At 69.2% G+C, this 18510-nt stretch carries 20 protein-coding genes and 1 riboswitch; of the genes, 11 read left to right on the top strand and 9 right to left on the bottom strand.

From position 1 onward, the window contains the following. Positions 1 to 28: 28 nt before the first annotated feature. Complete coding sequence (locus ACFW3F_RS05955; protein WP_388055272.1) at positions 29 to 610, bottom strand: phosphatase PAP2 family protein; 582 nt, start codon at positions 608 to 610, stop codon at positions 29 to 31. A gap of 175 nt (positions 611 to 785) precedes the next feature. Here ACFW3F_RS05955 and ACFW3F_RS05950 point away from each other — a divergent pair, with 175 nt between their 5' ends. Beyond that, complete coding sequence (locus ACFW3F_RS05950) at positions 786 to 1565, top strand: hemerythrin domain-containing protein (RefSeq protein WP_388055270.1); 780 nt, start codon at positions 786 to 788, stop codon at positions 1563 to 1565. Here ACFW3F_RS05950 and ACFW3F_RS05945 read toward each other — a convergent pair. Then, the gene (locus tag ACFW3F_RS05945; RefSeq protein WP_388055268.1) at positions 1529 to 2668 is read right to left on the bottom strand and encodes an acyl-CoA dehydrogenase family protein; all 1140 of its coding nucleotides are present in this window, start codon (positions 2666 to 2668) and stop codon (positions 1529 to 1531) included. The genes ACFW3F_RS05950 and ACFW3F_RS05945 overlap by 37 nt on opposite strands. A gap of 104 nt (positions 2669 to 2772) precedes the next feature. Between ACFW3F_RS05945 and ACFW3F_RS05940 the strand changes: the two genes are divergently transcribed. Further along, complete coding sequence (locus ACFW3F_RS05940) at positions 2773 to 3357, top strand: TetR/AcrR family transcriptional regulator (protein WP_388055266.1); 585 nt, start codon at positions 2773 to 2775, stop codon at positions 3355 to 3357. Here the strand turns inward: ACFW3F_RS05940 and ACFW3F_RS05935 are convergent. Together ACFW3F_RS05935 and ACFW3F_RS05930 are read right to left on the bottom strand one after the other, a co-directional pair. After that, positions 3326 to 6112, bottom strand: a complete 2787-nt coding sequence (locus ACFW3F_RS05935; RefSeq protein ID WP_388055264.1) for a sacsin N-terminal ATP-binding-like domain-containing protein — start codon at positions 6110 to 6112, stop codon at positions 3326 to 3328. The two genes, ACFW3F_RS05940 and ACFW3F_RS05935, sit on opposite strands and share 32 nt — an antisense overlap. 17 nt (positions 6113 to 6129) lie before the next feature. Continuing rightward, a complete protein-coding gene (locus tag ACFW3F_RS05930; RefSeq protein ID WP_388055262.1) occupies positions 6130 to 6936 on the bottom strand; it encodes a DUF3027 domain-containing protein in 807 nt (268 codons plus the stop codon). 87 nt (positions 6937 to 7023) lie between these two features. Between ACFW3F_RS05930 and ACFW3F_RS05925 the strand changes: the two genes are divergently transcribed. Beyond that, positions 7024 to 9021: an MFS transporter gene (locus ACFW3F_RS05925; RefSeq protein WP_388055260.1), complete on the top strand. Its 1998-nt coding sequence runs from the start codon at positions 7024 to 7026 to the stop codon at positions 9019 to 9021. Further along, positions 9018 to 9530 carry a DUF2771 family protein gene (locus ACFW3F_RS05920; protein ID WP_388055258.1) on the top strand — a complete coding sequence of 171 codons (513 nt, stop codon included), beginning with the start codon at positions 9018 to 9020 and terminating at the stop codon, positions 9528 to 9530. The genes ACFW3F_RS05925 and ACFW3F_RS05920 overlap by 4 nt, the downstream gene beginning before the upstream one ends. Positions 9531 to 9534: 4 nt before the next feature. Here the strand turns inward: ACFW3F_RS05920 and ACFW3F_RS05915 are convergent, their stop codons facing one another. Further along, positions 9535 to 9948 carry a cold-shock protein gene (locus ACFW3F_RS05915; RefSeq protein WP_004020198.1) on the bottom strand — a complete coding sequence of 138 codons (414 nt, stop codon included), beginning with the start codon at positions 9946 to 9948 and terminating at the stop codon, positions 9535 to 9537. Positions 9949 to 10177: 229 nt separating this feature from the next. Here ACFW3F_RS05915 and ACFW3F_RS05910 point away from each other — a divergent pair, with 229 nt between their 5' ends. From ACFW3F_RS05910 to ACFW3F_RS05885, 6 genes are all read left to right on the top strand, one after another. Next, a complete protein-coding gene (locus tag ACFW3F_RS05910) occupies positions 10178 to 10387 on the top strand; it encodes a hypothetical protein (protein WP_388055257.1) in 210 nt (69 codons plus the stop codon). Positions 10388 to 10392: 5 nt separating this feature from the next. After that, positions 10393 to 10938, top strand: coding sequence for a flavin reductase family protein (locus ACFW3F_RS05905; protein ID WP_388055255.1), 546 nt, complete (start codon positions 10393 to 10395; stop codon positions 10936 to 10938). A gap of 13 nt (positions 10939 to 10951) precedes the next feature. Continuing rightward, positions 10952 to 12040, top strand: coding sequence for a GTP 3',8-cyclase MoaA (moaA, locus tag ACFW3F_RS05900; RefSeq protein ID WP_388055253.1), 1089 nt, complete (start codon positions 10952 to 10954; stop codon positions 12038 to 12040). 11 nt (positions 12041 to 12051) lie between these two features. Then, complete coding sequence (locus tag ACFW3F_RS05895) at positions 12052 to 12300, top strand: MoaD/ThiS family protein (RefSeq protein ID WP_388055251.1); 249 nt, start codon at positions 12052 to 12054, stop codon at positions 12298 to 12300. Between the two features lie 225 nt (positions 12301 to 12525). Beyond that, positions 12526 to 12743: riboswitch (cyclic di-AMP (ydaO/yuaA leader) on the top strand. Between the two features lie 6 nt (positions 12744 to 12749). Further along, on the top strand, positions 12750 to 13370 hold the full coding sequence (locus ACFW3F_RS05890) for a transglycosylase family protein (protein ID WP_388055249.1): 621 nt from the start codon (positions 12750 to 12752) through the stop codon (positions 13368 to 13370). A gap of 168 nt (positions 13371 to 13538) precedes the next feature. Continuing rightward, positions 13539 to 14552: an FUSC family protein gene (locus tag ACFW3F_RS05885; protein WP_388055247.1), complete on the top strand. Its 1014-nt coding sequence runs from the start codon at positions 13539 to 13541 to the stop codon at positions 14550 to 14552. Here ACFW3F_RS05885 and ACFW3F_RS05880 read toward each other — a convergent pair. Genes ACFW3F_RS05880 through ACFW3F_RS05865 form a run of 4 tightly spaced genes read right to left on the bottom strand, consistent with a single transcriptional unit; the run spans position 14539 to position 16286 of the window. Continuing rightward, complete coding sequence (locus ACFW3F_RS05880) at positions 14539 to 14985, bottom strand: molybdenum cofactor biosynthesis protein MoaE (protein WP_388055245.1); 447 nt, start codon at positions 14983 to 14985, stop codon at positions 14539 to 14541. The two genes, ACFW3F_RS05885 and ACFW3F_RS05880, sit on opposite strands and share 14 nt — an antisense overlap. Further along, the gene (locus ACFW3F_RS05875; RefSeq protein ID WP_388055243.1) at positions 14982 to 15473 is read right to left on the bottom strand and encodes a molybdenum cofactor biosynthesis protein B; all 492 of its coding nucleotides are present in this window, start codon (positions 15471 to 15473) and stop codon (positions 14982 to 14984) included. The genes ACFW3F_RS05880 and ACFW3F_RS05875 overlap by 4 nt, the downstream gene beginning before the upstream one ends. Continuing rightward, the gene (gene moaC, locus ACFW3F_RS05870; protein ID WP_388055241.1) at positions 15466 to 16008 is read right to left on the bottom strand and encodes a cyclic pyranopterin monophosphate synthase MoaC; all 543 of its coding nucleotides are present in this window, start codon (positions 16006 to 16008) and stop codon (positions 15466 to 15468) included. Before moaC ends, ACFW3F_RS05875 begins: the two co-directional genes overlap by 8 nt. Before the next feature lie 5 nt (positions 16009 to 16013). Then, positions 16014 to 16286, bottom strand: coding sequence for a hypothetical protein (locus ACFW3F_RS05865; protein ID WP_388055239.1), 273 nt, complete (start codon positions 16284 to 16286; stop codon positions 16014 to 16016). A gap of 101 nt (positions 16287 to 16387) precedes the next feature. Between ACFW3F_RS05865 and ACFW3F_RS05860 the strand changes: the two genes are divergently transcribed. Beyond that, positions 16388 to 18499: a protein kinase gene (locus ACFW3F_RS05860; protein WP_388055237.1), complete on the top strand. Its 2112-nt coding sequence runs from the start codon at positions 16388 to 16390 to the stop codon at positions 18497 to 18499. The last annotated feature ends 11 nt before the right edge of the window (positions 18500 to 18510 follow it).

The following is an 18510-nucleotide window of genomic DNA, read 5'->3' as shown; positions in this document are numbered from 1 at the left end:
TTCCGCAGTAGGTACCGCGGAGCGTGACCTAGTGTCGAACCGCGGCGAAGCCGTCGGCACCACGCCGTGCGTCGTATCGGTGAAGTATCCAGGTACAGAACAAGACCCAGATCGCGCCGAACAACCATCCCGAGACCACGTCGGTCGCCCAGTGCACCGCGAGTTGTATCCGGGTGAGGCCCACGAGGATCGACAGCACGGGAGCGATCACCAGGATCCAGCGATGCGCCCGGACCCAGGGCGAGCAGCGATACGCCGCGACGGCGAACAGCCCGAACACGACCATCGTCATCATCGCGTGCCCGGAGGGGTAGGAGAAGGTGTCGATGTTGAGCAGGCGGTCTTCGACAGGCGGCCGATCCCGCGCGAACGAGTACTTGAGCGCTTGCATGAGCGCATAGCCGAAAAGCACTCCGACGCCGACGAAGACAGCGTCCACCCGATGCCGGGTGACGGCGAGCGCGATGACGACCGCACAGGTCAGCGCCACCATCGTCACGGTGTTGCCGAGGACCGTCAACACCTCGGCGATGGAGATCCACGGCTCCGAGCGGTTCTCGACGACCCAGTTCAGAATGTTCTCGTCGATCGTCGTCGGAGAGATGAACATTCCGCCACCCTATCCGGGGGCCATCAATCGTCCGTTCGACGGACACGCGCCACGGAACACAGGCCCGAATCGCGCGTGACCCAAGCCGCCCTCAAGTACGTCACAAGCGTCACCGCCGACAGTTGTCATCGATCCAGCCCGACCCCCGACACCTGAGACATCGAGGACACCGACGATGACCACCCACCCCGCCCGCACCGCTCACCCGATCCAACTCATGCTCCCCGGCCAGGCCGCCGCCCCGGACGGACCGATCGACCCGTTCATGATGTACGTCCTGCACCACGGCTTCCGGCGCGATCTCGCCGACTTCGCCGCCTCCGTGCCGGTCACCCCCATCGACGACGCAGGGACGTGGCGTGCGCTCGCCCAACGATGGACGATGTTCGGGCATGCGCTGCACCATCATCACACCGGCGAGGACCTCGAACTGTGGCCGCTGCTCCTCGAGCGGTGCGACAGCACCGAACAAGCGGTTCTCGAGGCCATGGAGGCCGAGCACGACGAGATCGATCCGCTACTCGAGGAGTGTGCGGCCGGTTTCGCTCGAATGACCGACCACGCCGACGCCGCGACGCGTACCGCACTCGCGGACGCGTTGCGACGCGCCGAGGAGGTCCTCGGCCGGCATCTCGCCCACGAGGAGACCGACGCGATCGCGATCGTGCAGCGCCGGATGACACTGCAGGATTGGAACGCCTTCGAGGAGAAGATGGCCAAACGGGCCGGCCTGGCCGAGACCCTGCGGACATGCCCCCTGATGGCGAAGGGCCTGCAGGGACCCGACCGTGACGCGGTGTACGCGCGTCTCCCCGCGCCTCTACGATTGATGATCAGACTCGGCGGACCGAGGTTCCGTCGGCTCGACGGCCGGGCGTTCTACTATACAACCCGCGCTGACCATCGACCTCCCGGCGCTCACCGCGCCAGCGAACGTCCGATGACCAGTCGCTGAATCTGGTTGGTGCCCTCGAAGATCTGGGTGATCTTGGCCTCGCGCATGTATCGCTCGACCGGGAAGTCGCGGGTGTAACCGTACCCACCGAACACCTGCACCGCGTCGGTCGTGACCTTCATCGCGGCGTCGGTGGCGATGAGCTTGGCGGTCGCGGCGGCCCGCGTGTAGTCGATGCCGGCGTCACGACGGCGAGCGGCGTCGAGGTACGTCGCGCGGGCCGAATCGACCGCGGCGGCCATGTCGGCCAGCACGAAGGACAGGCCCTGGTGATCGATGATCTTGCGACCGAACGCGGCTCGTTCCTGCGCGTAGTCGACAGCGGCGTCGAGTGCGGCCTGCGCCAGGCCGGTGGCCACCGCCGCGATGCCCAGACGCCCCGAATCGAGAGCGGAGAAGGCGATCTGCAGTCCCTGCCCCTCCGACCCCAGCCGGCGACCCTCCTCGATGAGCGCGCCGTCGTAGGAGGCGCCCGTCGTCGGGACCGCATGCAGACCCATCTTGTCCTCGGGTTTGCCGAAGGTGAGCCCGTCGGTGTCCCGCGCGACGAAGAAGCAGGACACGCCCTTGGAACCCTCACCCGTGCGGGCGAAGACGTTGTACACATCGGCGATACCGCCGTGCGTGATCCATGCCTTCGAACCGGTCATCGAATAGCCGCCGTCGGTGGGCACCGCGCGACATGCGAGCGCCGCGGCGTCAGACCCGGCCTGGGGTTCGCTCAGGCTGTAGGCACCGATCAACTTGCCGTTCAACAGGTCCGGCAGCCACTGCTGCTTCTGCTCGTCGGTACCGAAGTTGAACAGCGGATGGCAGGCGAGGCCGTGGACGCTCACCGCGACGGCGACCGCGGCCCAGCGTGCGCCGAGTTCCTCGAGCACCTGGAGGTAGACCTCGTACGGCTGGCCTCCACCGTCCCACTCCGTCGGATACGGCAGGCCGAGAAGGCCCGCTTCACCCAGTTCGGCGAACAGCCCATCGGGATACTGACGGTCCTTCTCGTGCTGGTCGACGATGGGCGCCATGCGCTTGTCGGCGATGTCGCGGACGAGCGCGATCAGGTCGCGCGCCTCGTCGTTGGGGAGCAGACGATCGACCGGCATTCCAGACCTCCAGGTAACGAAAATAGTACTCAAGTCCTTCACACAGTACTATTCAGGGAGCGTCCCGTACAGCGACGGGCCGGAACGAGCGAAAGGAGGCCGGGATGCCGACTCAGGGCTTCGCGACCCGACGTCGAGCTGCGCTGTTCGACGCCCTGCTCGAACTGATCCTGCGCGAGGGCTTCGCCCACCTGTCGATCGGTTCCATCGCCGCCGAACTCCGATGTTCGAAGTCGACGCTCTACACCCTCGCCGCCAGCAAAGAGCAACTGGTCACCGCCACCGTGACCCACTTCTTCCGTACCGCGACCGAGCAGGTGGAGTCGCAGGTCGCGGCGTCGCCGAGCCCGCGGGAAAGGGTCATCGCCTACCTGGTCGCGGTCGGCGAGGCACTCGCACCGGCATCCGAGGCGTTCATGCGTGATCTCGACGCATTCGAACCCGCTCGCGCGCTCTACGAACGCAACACCGCGGCGGCGTCGTCACGGGTCCAGGCACTGATAGCCGACGGGGTATCGGCCGGCGAGTTCCGCAACGTCGACGCCGCGTTCGCCGCCGACCTCGCGTCCTCGATGATGAGCCGGATACAGCGGCGCGAGGTGTGGGCGGCCACCGGACTCGACGACGCGGCCGCCTACCGCCAGCTCGCGTCGATCCTCACCGCCGGGATCGACGCTCGAGGTGCGTGACTCCCGCTGCATCGACCCACCACTCGACCCGGACCTCACGTTCGACACCATTGCCGCGCAGCGCGATCCACAGTTCATCGTGTAGCCGAACCTCCGCGCGCGGTACCTCGACACCACGAAGGGCGCCGAAGCGCACGACGTCGGGATGTGCCCAGCTCACCGCGTCACCGCGCGTGGACACCGTTGCCGAGTACTCCTCGGTCGCGAGCGGCAGGTCGAGCAGGGTCGCGAGGGTCTCGGCGTCGGCCGAGGTCACCGTCGGCCCGGCGAGAACGGCTTCGTCGTCGGCGAGCGCCTGCAGGAACCACGGCCGGTCGACGACCACCGCACGATCGTCGACGACTCCGGCGACGGTGCGCACCCGCTCCGGCACCTCGACGTCGTGTGGGTCGACGACACCGCGCCGGCACGCGGCAACGATGGCTTCATGAACCGAAACTGCTGCGCCCGAACTGATCACACGCCCACGGTCTGCAAGTCGGGTCAACAACAGCGTCGCGTCGTCGGCGGAGTCGGGTTCCAGCCGCGCGAGAGCGCCGGTGAGTTCGTCGGCGTGCGGGTGGTCGAGTGGGTCGATGATGTTCTCGAGGACGTCATCCGACGGCGATCGATACTCCCCCAGCAGCAGACCGTCGATCTCCGCGTGGCGTCGTAACCACCAGGCGGTGTAACCGGTCCGGTCGGCGAGCAAGGGCCTGATCCGTTCATCGGTGGCCATCATCGTTAGCGCCTGTGGCCAGCGCTCCTCGTCGATCAGATCGAGATCGCGCACAGCGCTGAGCTTCTCGGGAGCGTCGGCGAGGGTCTCCCACCAGTCCTCCTCGTCGGGCAGGTCGTGCTCGGGAGCGACGGGCAGGTCGTCGTCGACGGTGACGAAACCCCACCCGACGCCGATCCTGCGCAATTGCTCGGCGCCGCACTCGGCGACCACCTCGGCGGCGACGACGCCGAACGGGTGGTCGTCGACCAGGACCTCGAGCAGCGGGCTGCCGGGCAGCAGGAGTTCGTCCGCCGGCCGCGGCGCACCGTCGGCATCGGGCAGGGCGAGAGCCGACAGCCACGACGGCACCGGCGCGTCCGGATCAGCTCGCAGGACCGCGCACACCTCGGCGGCGAGTCCGTCGTCGCCGGAGTCGGCCGCATCGAAGTCGGCATCCTCGACGAGACCGCGCAACGCCGGGTCCCCCACCGCCTCGGCCACCGTCAGGTCCGCGATGCCGAGTCGCGTGAGCAGTTCGTGCCGGGCCTCGGGATGCACGGTGGGAATCCACCGCATGGGCGTCGAGATCCGGTCGCTGACGAAGAGTCCGCGGACCCCGATCGCCATACGCCCGTCCGACCGCGGGATGGGCAGGGCACCCAGTTCCTCGACCTCGCGCCCGGTCGACACCAGCGGGGCGAGTGCGTCGTACAGGTCGTGCCACCATGACGGTTCGCGTTCGACGCCGACGAGCCGTTCGGCCAGCTCCGCGAGCCCGAGCTCGGACACACCCAGCCGGCCCAGCGCCGGGAGATGCTGTGTCAGCGACAGATCCGGGTGGATCAGGTCGCCGAAGAGCTCACCGAGCGTCTCCGCGAGCTGATCGGTCAACCCGACGAGCATCACCGCGCGCGGCGGCACCAGGTCGGCGCCGTCCGCCGCCGGAAGCCACGCGGCGTCGCGGAGTTCGCGCCGGACCGCCTCGATCAGGCGCGCGTCATCGGGATTTCGCGCCAGATGCAGCTCCGGCACCAGCTGCACCCTGCGGACCGGTTCGACGAGTCGGACGAGATCGACGTAACCCGCTGCCGCATTGCCGATCTCGGCGCGTGGGTGGAGATGTCGCCGGTCCGGGGTGAGTGCGAGATCGGTGATGCACCGGCACGGCAGACTGAGTTCGATGTCGGTGGGAGTCGGTGCACGCAGGACATCTCCGTCCGGCGTGGGCTCACCGTCGGCGTCGACGAGCCAGCGCGTGCCGCCGCGTACGACCTCGAGCCATCGGCGCGTCGACGGCACGTCGGCCGACGCGTGCCCCCCGCTGACCGACACCGTGGTCACCACCGACCGGGCGGCATCGTCGTCGACGTCCGGCCCGGCCGAGCGTTCGGCCGACACCTCGACATCGCCGACCGTGATCCGTTGCAACGCGGTCAGTTCGACGACCAGATCCGGCGCCTGGACCAGCATCGTGTCGAGAAGCGGACCCGGTTCCTCGCGGAGGTGCAGCACCACCTCGGTGTCGAAACCGGTTGCCGGGGTCCGGTCCGTCGGCCACACCAGCCGGAGCACCGGCACGTCGGCATCGGTTGCCCGCGTGATGCCGGCCGCGCGTACGGCGGCCAGCGTGTCGGCCCGATCGAAGATCACCGATCCGGTGCGCGAACGTATCTCGATGCGATCGGCGACCGTCGCGGTCGCGGTGAAGCCCACGCCGAACCGTCCGATCTGCCGGTCACCCGGGTCGCCCGATGTCTTCGCCGACACCCGCAGTGCGGCAAGGGAACGCACGCCCGCGTCAGTCAGCGGGGCGCCGGTGTTCGCGACATGCAGCTCCGGGCCGTCCGTCCAGACCGCGAGCCGCCCGTCGATGCCGGCCGCCGACGCCGCGTCGGCGGCATTCGCGGCCAGTTCGGTCAACAGCCGATCCCGGTATCCGACGGTCACCAGATCCGACTCGGCGGCCGCGTCCTCGGCGAGTCGGGTGGGCGAGGATGCCCACGCATCCAGCATCGACGACCGCAGGACCGCGGTGCCGAAGGGATCGTCGCTCACGGTCGGGGTGCGCCGGATCAGGTCCGGGCCGGTTCCGCGTCCCGGGAGATCGCGACCACCTCGATCGCGCCGTCGTCGTAGGCGTCATACGCGGGCGAACCGCCACCCTTGGGACCCTGCACGTCCGAGTGCGCACCGCAGCCGTACTCGGCGGACACCACGCGGCCGTCGGCAGCCAGTTCGTTGGTACAGGCGCCGAATCCGGCGCGCAGAGCACCCGCGAGAGGCACGTAGAAGCCGCATGTGCAGCATGCGTACGGCGCGGCCTGGGCCATCTCCGAACCGGGACCGAAATCGCCGTCGTACCAGCGCTGCGCAGCGTCGGCGCGGCCTTCCGGGCTCAGGAGCCGCTTGCGGCCGAGTCCCAGTTCGCCTGCGACCTGACCGATGTCGTCGGGTTCGGCGGAGTCGGACTCGAAGCGGAACTCGTCACCGGTGTCGATCTGGTTCGGCACCAGACGCGGATCGTCGGGTTCGGCGGCGAGCAGGTCGCCCGGCGTGAGGTCACCGGACGCGACGCGCTCGGCCCACGGCACCCAGGGGGGCGCGAGCAACGATCCGTCGCCGGGCAGCAGCACGACCTCGCTGAGCGTGATCTCGTCACTGCCCGGAGAACCTGCGAGCACGACGCACCACTGCCAGCCCCGGTAGCCCGCGAGCTCGGCGTCGAAGTAGTGCGCGGCCGCCCATTCGCCCTCGGCGACACTGCGCCGATGCGCACCGGGACGCTGGCCCTCGTCGAGCAGCGCGGCGCGTGCGTAGTCGACGGCTGCCAGAAGCCGTTCGCCGTCACCGTGCCGTTCGCCGTCACCAACTTGAGTCACCGCTCCAGTGTGCAATATCGCCGACGTGTGCCACACAACCGACCCGCTTCAAGCGACCACAGCCGGAGATGAGGAACAATCGTCTGCGTGATCCCACGGAGTTCCCGACACGACGAGGGGCGCGGGGCCCCCAGGGGTCCCGCGAACCAGCAGCCGCCACCCGACGGTCGCGCGCGACGGGCCGCGCAGCACCCCGGTTCGACGAACTACCCCGTCGACGAGACGCGACAGATGCGTACCCGCCGGCCGGCACCGGGATGGGGGGAGCCGCCTGCCGGCCCGGGTCCCGGCCGCAATGCCTATCTCCCCCCGCCGACCCACAACCCGCATCTCCCGCCGCTCGACGATCGCGGTCAGCCGTCGGCCGACGACCAGACCCGCGCGATGCCGGCCGATCACGGCCCCCAGAACAGTGGAGGCCGAACGCCGAAGAAGCTGACGGTGATGCGGGTCGCCGCGATGCGCAGTCGCGAGCTGACCGGCAAGGGAATCGGCAAGATCCATCGGGCGGCCACCGCCGATGGCGCCGACCAGTCGGGCCTCACCGCGCTGACGCTGCCGGTGATCGCCAACTTCGCCGCCGACGCCGCGATGGCCGTCGCGCTCGCCAACACATTGTTCTTCGCCGCCGCGACGGGCGAGTCGAAGACCAACGTGGCGCTGTACCTGGCCCTGACGATCGCGCCTTTCGCGCTGATCGCTCCCCTGATCGGCCCCCTCCTCGACCGCCTGCAGCGCGGTCGCCGGATCGCCATGGCCACGACTTTCGGTCTGCGCGTCGTCCTGGCCCTGCTCATCATGGCCAATGTTCAGTGGAACGACGTGACCCAACAGCTGGAATACGACCCGTGGGTGCTCTATCCCTGTGCGCTCGGTCTGCTGGTGCTGTCCAAGTCTTTCGGCGTCCTCAAGTCGGCCGTCACGCCCCGCGTGGTGCCGCCGACCATCGACCTGCCGCGGGTGAACTCCCGTCTGACCACCTTCGGCCTCATCGGCGGCACCATCGTGGGTGGCGCGGTCGCCGCGGCCATCGAGTTCCTGCTCGGCCAGGCGCTCCCGCTGCATCTGCCGGGCGCCATGGTGTGGCTGGCCGTCGTCGCGGCCGCGGGCGCCTACCTGTGTATGCGCATCCCGTCGTGGGTCGAGTCCACCGAGGGTGAGATCCCGACGACACTCACTTACCACGGCGAACCCGCGCGCTCGGCCCCCGCCGATTCCGATCAGCCGACCAGCGCCCGGGACGGCGCGAAGATGATCGCGGCCAAGATGCGCCAGCCACTCGGACGCAAGGTCGTCGCGGGTCTGTGGGGCAACGGCACGATCCGCATCCTGACCGGCTTCCTGACATTGTTCGTGGCGTTCTATACCAAAGCGCAGCAGGGGGATGCATCGGACTGGACCCAGCTCCTGCTACTCGGCGCGGTCGGCGCTGCCGCCGGTGTGGGCAACCTGATCGGCAACGGCGTCGGCACCCGCCTGGAACTGAAGAACCCGCCGAGCATCGTCGTCGGTGCGACCGCGGCCTGCTTCGTCGTCGCGGTCCTGGCCGCCATCTTCGGCAACATCGCCGCGGCCGCCGTCGCCGCCCTGGTCGCCTCGGGCACCAGCGCGATCGGCAAGGTGTGCCTCGACTCCTCGATCCAGGACGATCTCCCCGACGAGTCGCGCGCCTCGGCGTTCGGCCGGTCGGAGACGGTGCTGCAGTTGTCGTGGGTGTTCGGCGCCTCTCTCGGGGTGCTGCTGCCACCGACCCTGTGGATCGGGTTCACGGTCGTGGCCGTGCTGCTCGGCCTCGGGCTGCTGCAGACCGTGATGACCACCCGCGGCAAGTCGCTGGTCCCCGGTCTCGGCGGCCGACGCCCCGACCACGCCGCACCGACCGTCGCCTTCCGCGCAGCGGATGCCCGGTCGGCGGGTCGGACCGGTCCGGCCGACGCCGACACGAAGCCGCACGCCCAGCGGCCCTCGACCGCGCGCATGCCCACCAGGGCACCGTCGACCGCCCCCTTCGAGAATCGGGGCGAGCGCCCGTACCGCCCCGGCGACCACCCGCCGCACAACCAGACAGGACAACGTCGTCAGTGATCAGCAGTGGTGAGAAGAAGGCTCTGTCGATCATCGCGATCGTCGTCGTGCTGTTCGTGGCGGTGGTGGGAACGTCGGTCTTCCTGCTGACCCGCAACGCCACCCACGACGACCAGCCCTACCTGCACGTCGCGGTCGGCGACGAGTTGCACACAGTCGAGCCGCGCTGGTGGTGCGATCTGATGCTGACCGCGTGCGATCCCGAGATCACCGCGCCGCGCGAGACCGCCTCGGTCCCGGTGCCGGTGGGTTCGACGATCATGCTGACGGTCTCGAGCGAGATCGCGCAGGGTCCGTGGAACCTCGCGGCCGTCTACGAGACCCCGCGCGGGCTCGTCGAAGACGAGCAGCAGCAGGCAGCAGAGAACACCTTCACGGTGACGCTCCGATCGGCGCCGGACCGGGTGCTGATCGGCTTCACCGTCATCGCGGCGTCAGCGCGGCTCACCCCCGCCGACGACATCCTGCCGCGCGGCGAGCTGGCGGTTCAGACGGCGCCCACCGAGTAGGGCCTCAGGAATCGAGCTCCCGCGCGACGGCGCGCACGACTTCGGAGATCCGCTGCGCGGTCTTGCGGTCGGGGTATCGCCCCTTGCGCAGGTCCGGCTGGACCTTGCCTTCGAGCAGGGTGATGAGGTCGGCGACCATGCCGTGCAGCTCGTCAGGCGTGTGCCGTTTGACGTCCTTGCGGGCGGCTTCGCGCACGTTCTTGGACACGCTGGGTGCGGGTTCGAGCACTTTCACGCTCAACGCCTGCGGGCCGCGTCGGCCTGCGGCCATGCCGAACTCGACGCGCTGGCCGGGCTTGAGAGCCTCGACTCCGTCGGGCAATGCTGCCGAACGGACGTAGACGTCCTCGCCACTCTCCTGGGAGAGGAAGCCGAAGCCCTTGTCCGCGTCGTACCACTTCACCTTGCCGGTCGGCACTGTGCTCACCCTCATCTGTACTAGAACTGTCGAAAATCGACCCGTCACGACAAAAGACGCCGTCACCCATCTCGGCGGTTCGTACGGCGGAATTCCGTGCGAGCCCAGACGGATGCAAGGCGCCTGCTGCGTCCATCGTAACCAACGCCCCATCCCGGGTCACACCATTACCCGGCGGGCGCACATCGCGCGGCGTCGCACCGAACGGCGTTGGACTACCGTGGTGGCCATGCAGAAGACGTCGTCCCCGCGATTGCTGCAGGCGGCCGGGATTGTGTTCGTCATCGGAATTCTGGCGGTCGTGGCGTTGTTCCTGACACCGTTGGTGACCGACGGCGCCACCGCGCCGACCGCTGTCTACCTGCTGACCATGTGCGCACCGCTGGGATTCGTCCTGGGCCTGGTGTACGCACTCCGTGCCGGACGCCGAGCCAGGTGAGGACCGTGACCACAACCATCGACACCACCCCCGACCTCGCCCCCGCCTCAGACGGGAGGGCACTGCGGGATGCCTACAGCTGCTTCCCGTCCGGAGTCGTGGCCGTGTGTTGCGAACAGTCCGACGGGGATTCGACCACCCTGATCGGAATGGCGGCGAGCTCGTTCACCACCGTCTCGCTCGATCCACCACTCGTCTCGGTCTGCGTCCAGAACACCTCGACGACCTGGCCGCGCATCCGCACCGCACCGGCGATCGGCGTCAGCGTCTTCGCCGGCGACCAGATCGACCTCTGCAAGCAGCTCGCGGGGCCGTCGGAACGCCGCTTCGACGGGATCACGCCGTTGAGCACCGATCGCGGGGCGGTCTTCGTACCCGACGCCGCCGCGCACCTGTCGTGCACGATCCACAACGAGATCCAGGCCGGCGACCACACCGTCGTCCTCCTGGAGATCGAGACCCTGCGCGCCGAACCGGACGTGGAGCCCCTGGTCTTCCACGCCAGCACCTTCCGTGCCCTCGAGGCGCGCAAGGACCCCAACCGGAAGTGAGTCTCCCCGCAGCATGAACACGGTCGGTCTCGGACTGCCTCTGCCGCATTCCCCGCGGAACGCGGCGGCTTCCGACGCGCCGTCCGATGGTCCGCTGCGTGACACGTTCGGCCGCGTCGCGAAGGATCTCCGGGTCTCTGTCACCGACCGCTGCAATCTTCGCTGCTCGTATTGCATGCCCGCCGAGGGTCTCGACTGGATGCCCACCGACCAGGTGCTCTCCACCGACGAACTGATCCGGGTGCTCACCGTGGCGGTCCGCGATCTGGGTATCGAGCGCATCCGATTCACCGGCGGGGAGCCACTGCTGCGGCGCGACCTGGAGGACATCATCGCGGCCGTGGCCGGCCTCCCGCAGGCCCCCGAGATCGCGATGACAACGAACGGACTCGGCTTGCCCAGGCGGGTCGAGGGCCTGGTCGAAGCCGGCCTGGACCGCATCAACGTCTCGCTGGACACCATCGATCCGGCACGCTTCGCCGAGATCACCCGCCGCGACCGGCTGCACGACGTCCTCGACGGCCTCGCGGCAGCACGACGCGCGGGCCTCGACCCCGTGAAGGTCAACGCGGTCGTGCCCGAGCGCGCCGATCTCCCCGGCGTCCCCGACCTCCTCGCCCACTGCCTCGAGCACGGTTACGAGTTGCGGATCATCGAGCAGATGCCCCTCGACGCCGATCACGCGTGGCAGCGCACGCGGATGGTGACCGCCGACGAGATCCTCGCGACGTTGCGTGAGCGATTCACGCTGCTGCCCGATCCGGCGCCGCGCGGTAGCGCACCGGCCGCCACGTGGCTCGTGGACGGTCACGAGGGGCCGACCGGTCCCGCGCGGGTGGGAGTCATCGCGTCGGTCACCCGCCCGTTCTGCGGGGACTGCGACCGCACCCGGCTCACCGCGGACGGGTCGTTGCGCAACTGCTTGTTCGCGACGTCGGAGACAGATGTGCGGGCCGCCCTGCGCACGCTGCCGGACTCCGACGTCGACGCCGCGATCGCCCGGTTGTGGCGCGCGAACACCTGGGCCAAGGCAGCCGGCCACGAGGTGAACGTCGCGGGCTTCCGCCAGCCGGACCGACCGATGTCGGCGATCGGCGGCTAGGCTCGCGTCCGATGCAGCTCACCGTTCGTTTCTTCGCTGCCGCGCGTGCCGCGGCCGGCGCCGAGGAGCGGGTCGTCGAGATCGACCCGTCGACCACCCTCGGCGTCCTCGAGCACACCCTCGCCGCCGGAAACCCTTCCCTCGCGACGGTTCTCGAACGCTGTTCCTACTTGCGTGACGAGATCGCGTTCTCCGACCGGGCGCGCCCGCTCGGTACGTGCACGACACTCGACGTCCTCCCCCCGTTCGCCGGTGGCTGACGCCACAAAGTGCTTGTGACCTTTGTCACATAACGGCGGGGTAACAGGATGGGCACGGGACGGCCACTAACCCGTTGAACTGCGATGACGGCCGAAGTGGGTCGAGAGACCCGGATCCGGGCCGAAAATCGCTTGCGCGCAAGCAGGTGATTCAGTCCAACGAACGACGTACTGTTCGAGACGTCCTCCTCGGAGGTCACGACACAGCAACCAAGACATAACGTCCCACCGGCCGCGCCGAGCCTCGTTCCGCCGGTGGGAACGACAAGCAATCTAGGAACGAGGACGGGGGACCCAAACCTCATCCCCTGAGACCGGGCACCACACCAGGTGTCCTCGGGGTTAAGTCCCGGAAGTCGCGGCAACCACCACGACGACCCGAGACCGAGCACCTCTCGCTCGAACCCGACAGCTGACTTCGTAGGCGCGTGGAGAGAGGAAACACATACATGTCCGGACGTCATCGCAAGCAGACGACCAGCACGGCCGCCAAGACCATCACAAAGGTCGCCCTCACCGGCGCAGTCCTCGGCGGCGGAGCAGCCCTCCTGGGCACCGGCACCGCCAATGCGGCCACCGACGCCGAATGGAACCAGGTCGCGCAGTGCGAATCCGGTGGCAACTGGGCCATCGCGACCGGCAACGGCTACCACGGCGGCCTCCAGTTCGCGCCGAGCACCTGGTCCGGCCACGGTGGCGGCGAGTTCGCCCCGACCGCCGATCAGGCCTCCCGCGAGGAGCAGATCGTCGTCGCCGAGCGTGTGCTCGGTTCGCAGGGCAAGGGCGCATGGCCCACCTGCGGCACCGGCCTCTCGGGTTCGACCCCGCGCAGCGCGCCGACCGACACCCCGCGTGAGATCGCCCCGGTCCTCCCCGGCGGTAACGGCAGCGTTGACCTGGCCAAGACGACCGAGGACGTCGCCAAGCAGGTCACCGACGCCCTCACCGAGGCCGGCGTCAGCCCCGAGGTCAAGAACCTCTGGCAGGCGGCCAAGGACAGCGGTGTGTCGCTGAACCAGGACCAGATCAAGCTGTTCAACGACAACAAGCACCTGCTGCCCAACCCCTGATCGCTGCCTAACGCCTGATCCGGGACACAGACGAAGGGCCCCGCACGATGATTCATCCGTGCGGGGCCCTTTTCCAATTGTCGGGGCCCATTCGACGACAAGCTGCCACCGGAGTCCCCGACGTCGTGATGCAGGACCGCATGCCCGAAACCGCCTCAGCCAGTGCCAGTGCCTGAGACCACCGCGCCACCCGCCGTCAACTGGCAGTGGTGGCCGGCCGCCATCGTCTTCGTCGCCGCACTACCTGCCGCAGCTGTCACCCTGTACGACGTGCAGAAAGGCGCAGCTCTCGCAGTCGGATTGCTCCCTGCCGCAGCTCTCGGCATCGCCGCGCCGCGCCGACGCCGAATCGCCCTCCTGACCTCCGGTTTCCTGCTCGGCATCCCCATGGCCCTCGGTTCCGCGGTCTCCTCCACCCCGGCAGCCGCCGTCATCGGGATCGCGGCATTCTGCATCGCCGCGGTGGCGCTGTGGATCCGAGGTGCGAACACGCGGATCGGTGCGCTGCTGTCCACCCTCGTGATCCCGATGGTCGGAGTCGGACTCAGTTACCCCGATACTTCTACGGCGGTGACGCTCACAACCCTGTTCTTCGCCGGCTCGGTCCTCGTGTGGCTGCTGTCGCTGGCCGTGCCCGACGGCGTCAGCGGACCGCAGCCCGCACAGGCTGTTCCGACATCGCTGACTTATGGATACCTGCTGGCGGCGGTCGCCGCGGTGACCGCGATTGTCGGTTTCGCGCTCGATCTCGACCATGTGGGTTGGGCCTGTGCGGCCGCACTCATGGTCATGCGACCCGATCCCCACGTGCAGGTGGCGCGCACTGCAGGCCGCTTCGGATCGGTGCTCATCGGAGCGGCGGCAGCAGGCGGGATCGTCCACCTCGACCCGCCCGCACCGATTTATGCGGGAGTCTTCACCATTTTGATCGCATCAGCGGCGGCCACACACGGTAGCCGGCTCTACATCCTCCCGCTCTTCACGACCTTCTTCGTCATCGTCTTGCTGAGCTACGCCGATCCGGCACAAGCGACGTCCCGGTTCTTCGAACGGGTCGGCGAAACCCTGCTCGGGTTGCTCGTCGCGCTGATCATCGGGATCGCACTACCCGCGGCCGCGCGATGGTTCCGTGGTCGTCCCGGCCAGCGGCGGCCTCCACACGCGACTCCTAGGCGGAGTTGACCCACTCATCGGTGCCGTCGTCGAAGAACTGGTGTTTCCAGACCGGCAGCCGAGCCTTGACCTCGTCGACGAGGCGCGAGCACGTCTCGAAGGCTGCTCGACGATGGTCGGCGGCAACGGCGACCACGAAGGCGATGTCGCCGATCGCGAGGTCGCCGATCCGGTGGGACACGGCTACTGCGCGCACGCCGTCGACCGCGGAGACCCGCTCGACGACCTCGGTCAGCACGGCCGGCGCCGTCGGATGCCCCGAATAGTGCAGGGCGGTCACGGTGCGGCCACCGTCGTGGTCCCGGACGGCACCGACGAATCCGACCACCGCGCCGGCCTTGCCGTCTGCGGCGTCGGCGACCATCGCCTCGTGTCGGGCCAACGTGATCGGCGCGTCGACGACCGCGGTGTGCACCACGCGGGTGCCGGCATCTGCGCTCATCGGTGATCGCCTCCGCGGATCTGGTCGAGTGCGTGATGGACGACGCCCGCGAGCACGCCCAGTCCGTCGCGGACCCCGCCGGTCGAACCGGGCAGGTTCACGACGAGCGTCGTCCCGGCCACCCCGGCGAGCCCGCGGGAGAGGACCGCGGTGGGGACCTTCGGCAGCCCGGCCGACCGGATCGCGTCGGCAAGGCCCGGGATCTCGAAGTCGAGCAGTGGACGCGTCTGCTCCGGAGTCCGATCGGTGGGACTCAAACCCGTTCCGCCCGTGGTGACCACGAGATCGACCCCGGCGTAGATGGCGGCGCGGACGGCATCACCGACCGGGGGGCCGTCGGCGACGACGTCGCACTCGTCGACGAGGAAACCCTGCTCGGTCAGCCAGGTCTCGATGATCGGGCCGGATCGGTCGGCGTAGACACCGCTGCTGGCGCGATTCGATGCGACGACGACGCGCGCGACACGAGGGGGATGTCGGTCAGTCATCGGCGGGGTCAGACCGGTCGCGGTACCAGTCGCCCGACTTGCCGCCGGTCTTGGCGAGCAGGCGGATGCCGTCCATCTGCGCCCGCCGGTCCACGGCCTTGACCATGTCGTGCAGAGTCAGCCCGGCAACGGCGACCGCGGTCAGCGCCTCCATCTCGACGCCCGTCTGACCGGAGGTGGCCACGGTCGCGGTGACCTCGATCGTCTCGGCACCGATCACGAAGTCGACCTCCACCGAGGACAACGCCAGCTGATGACACAGCGGGATCAGTTCGTCGGTGCGCTTGGCCGCCATGATCCCGGCGATGCGCGCCGTGGCGAGCACATCGCCCTTGGGCAGCCTCGACTCACTGAGGAGGCCGATCACCTCGGCGGTGGTGTGGAACGTGCCCGCGGCGACGGCGCGACGCTTCGTCGTCGGTTTGGCACCGACGTCGACCATGTGGGCCGACCCGGAGGCGTCGAGGTGGCTCAGCCGGGAGCCGCCGGTCCCGCGGGAGTCCGGCCCACCATCGTCAGTCGCGGTGGGCGGCATCGACGTCAGCGGTTGACGACGGTCTTCGACTGCACGAAGGGCAGGTCGTCGGCCGGAAGCGGGAACTCGGTCTCACCGAAGGGCGACAGGGCTCCGGAGATGTGCGTAGCGAGCTCGGAGACGGCGTGCTCGGCGGCGTCGCCGTTGTCGTCCTGCGGCCAGCCGTTGTCGACGTAGTGCTTCTTGCCCTTGGCGGATTCGACGACCTTGCCGGTGCCGGCACCCGCTTCGCCGGGGGTGGATGTTTCAGCGCCAGATTTGTTTGCCACGTCGAGCATTGTGCCATGTCGTCCGAATGAACAAGTGCCGTGTCCAGGGCAGGACGGGCGTGCCGGCGCTATCGTCGTCGCAACACAGGTCCCGCCACCAGGAGGCGCCCATGGCTACCCAGCCAGACCAGGTCGCCGGCTACCGGGTGATCACGCGGTTGGGCAGTGGCGGGATGGGCACTGTCTATCTGGTCGAGAATCCGCAACTGCGTCGGCGCGAGGCCCTCAAGGTGATCTCGATCGCCGAGACCGTCGACGAGGAGTTCGCGCGTCGGTTCAGCCGAGAGGCGCAGACCGCTGCGGCCCTGGACCATCCCGCGATCGTCACGATCTACCACTACGGCGTCACCGACGGCGACCCCTGGTTCACGATGACCTACCTCGACGGGCGCGACCTCCGCAGCGCCTCGCTTCGTCCGGATGAGGTGGTGGGTGTCGTCACCCGGGTCGCTGATGCGCTCGACTACGCCCACGGCCACGGCGTGATCCACCGCGACATCAAGCCCGGCAACATCATGGTGACGCGGCGAGCCATGGACGACGCCCTCGACCGCGTCGTCGTGCTCGACTTCGGAATCGCGAAGCTCACCACCGCCACCACTCTGACCGCCCCGTCGTCGTTCGTGGGGACCCTCGTCTATGCCGCGCCGGAGATCCTCGACGGCAAACCGGCGGGCCCCGCCTCGGATCAGTATGCCCTGGCCTGCACGGCGTACGAATTGCTTTCCGGCACAACCCCGTTCGACGCCGACACGCAGACCCGCCACATCGTCGCGAAACTCACGACGCGTCCTGCCCCGATCAGCACCCATCGCCCCGGGCTCGCCGCACTCGACCCCGTCTTCGACCGTGCGCTCGCGCGGGGTCCGCTCGATCGCTATCCGACGTGCCGGGCATTCGCCGCGGACCTGCACGCCGCCCTCGAACGGGTCGGCACCGTCGACCGACCGCGCGCCACCATCGCAGCGACGCAGGTTACTCCGCCGACGCAGGTCATCTCGCCGCCGAACCCTCCAAGAGCGAACCCTCCGCCGCCGAACCCTCCGGTGCGCAGGCGCCGATGGCCGCTCGCGCTCGCCGCGGTCCTCGCGGTCGCGATCCTCGCGGGCGTGGTCGCCATCGGGGTCGTCACCCTCGGCGGCAGCGACGACGGAAACGCCGGACCGGCGTCGACGCCGCAGATGGCCGCGGGTTCGCAAGCCCAGCTCAGCGCCGGTCTTGGTGCCACCTGTTCGATCCGCGACGGGACCGCCTATTGCTGGGGCGACAACGCCGCCGGTCAGCTCGGCGACGGCACGACCGACACGCGCGAGACGCCTACGCAGGTCGTCGACCTCAGTGGTGTCACCGCGATCAGCACCGGCGGCCCCAACAGCTGCGCGGTCGCCGAGGGCCTCGCCTACTGCTGGGGCAACAACGACTACGGGCAGATCGGCGACGGCACCACCGACGCGCGCCTGACGCCGACCCGGGTCGCCGACCTCGCCGACGTCACCGCCATCTCCACCGCGAACTGGGCGACCTGCGCGATCGCGGCGGGCGCTGCGTACTGCTGGGGCACCAACGACTTCGACCAGGTCGGCGACGGCTCCACCGCCAACCAGTACCGACCCGTTCGCGTCGCCGGACTCGACGACGTGACGGCGATCAGCGTCGGCGTGAACTTCACCTGCGCCGTCGCGGCCGGCGACGCCTACTGCTGGGGGCTCAACGACAACGGGCAGGTCGGCGACGGCACGACCACGAACCGCGCGCGCCCGACCCGGGTCGCCGATCTGGACGGGGCGACCACGGTCTCGGCCGGTGCCGCTACCGCCTGTGCAGTCGCCGGGGCGAGCGCATATTGCTGGGGCAACAACGCATTCGGGCAACTCGGCGACGGCACCACCGAGAATCGGGGCACGGCGACCCCGGTCTCGGGTCTCGTCGACGTCGAGACCGTCAGCACCGGCACCTCCAACACGACGTGCGCACTCGCCGACGGGGTCGCCCACTGCTGGGGCGCCAACGCCTGGGGGTCGGTCGGCGACGGCACCCTGACCGACCGGCCGACGCCCACCCGGGTGAGCGAATTGTCCGATGTCGGTGCGGTGTCCACCGGCGAACGGACCTCGTGCGCGCTCGCGTCGTCGTACCTCTGGTGCTGGGGTTTCAACGCCACCGGCCAGCTCGGCGTCGGCGGCACCGACGACCGTCCGACCCCCACGCAGGTCACGTTCTAGCGACAGCCCCG

The sequence above is a fragment of the Gordonia sp. NPDC058843 genome (assembly GCF_042743165.1).
In the GTDB taxonomy this organism is placed as follows: Bacteria; Actinomycetota; Actinomycetes; order Mycobacteriales; family Mycobacteriaceae; genus Gordonia.
The sequence above is the reverse complement of the archived record's forward strand: the minus strand, read 5'-3'. Positions and strand labels throughout refer to the sequence as shown.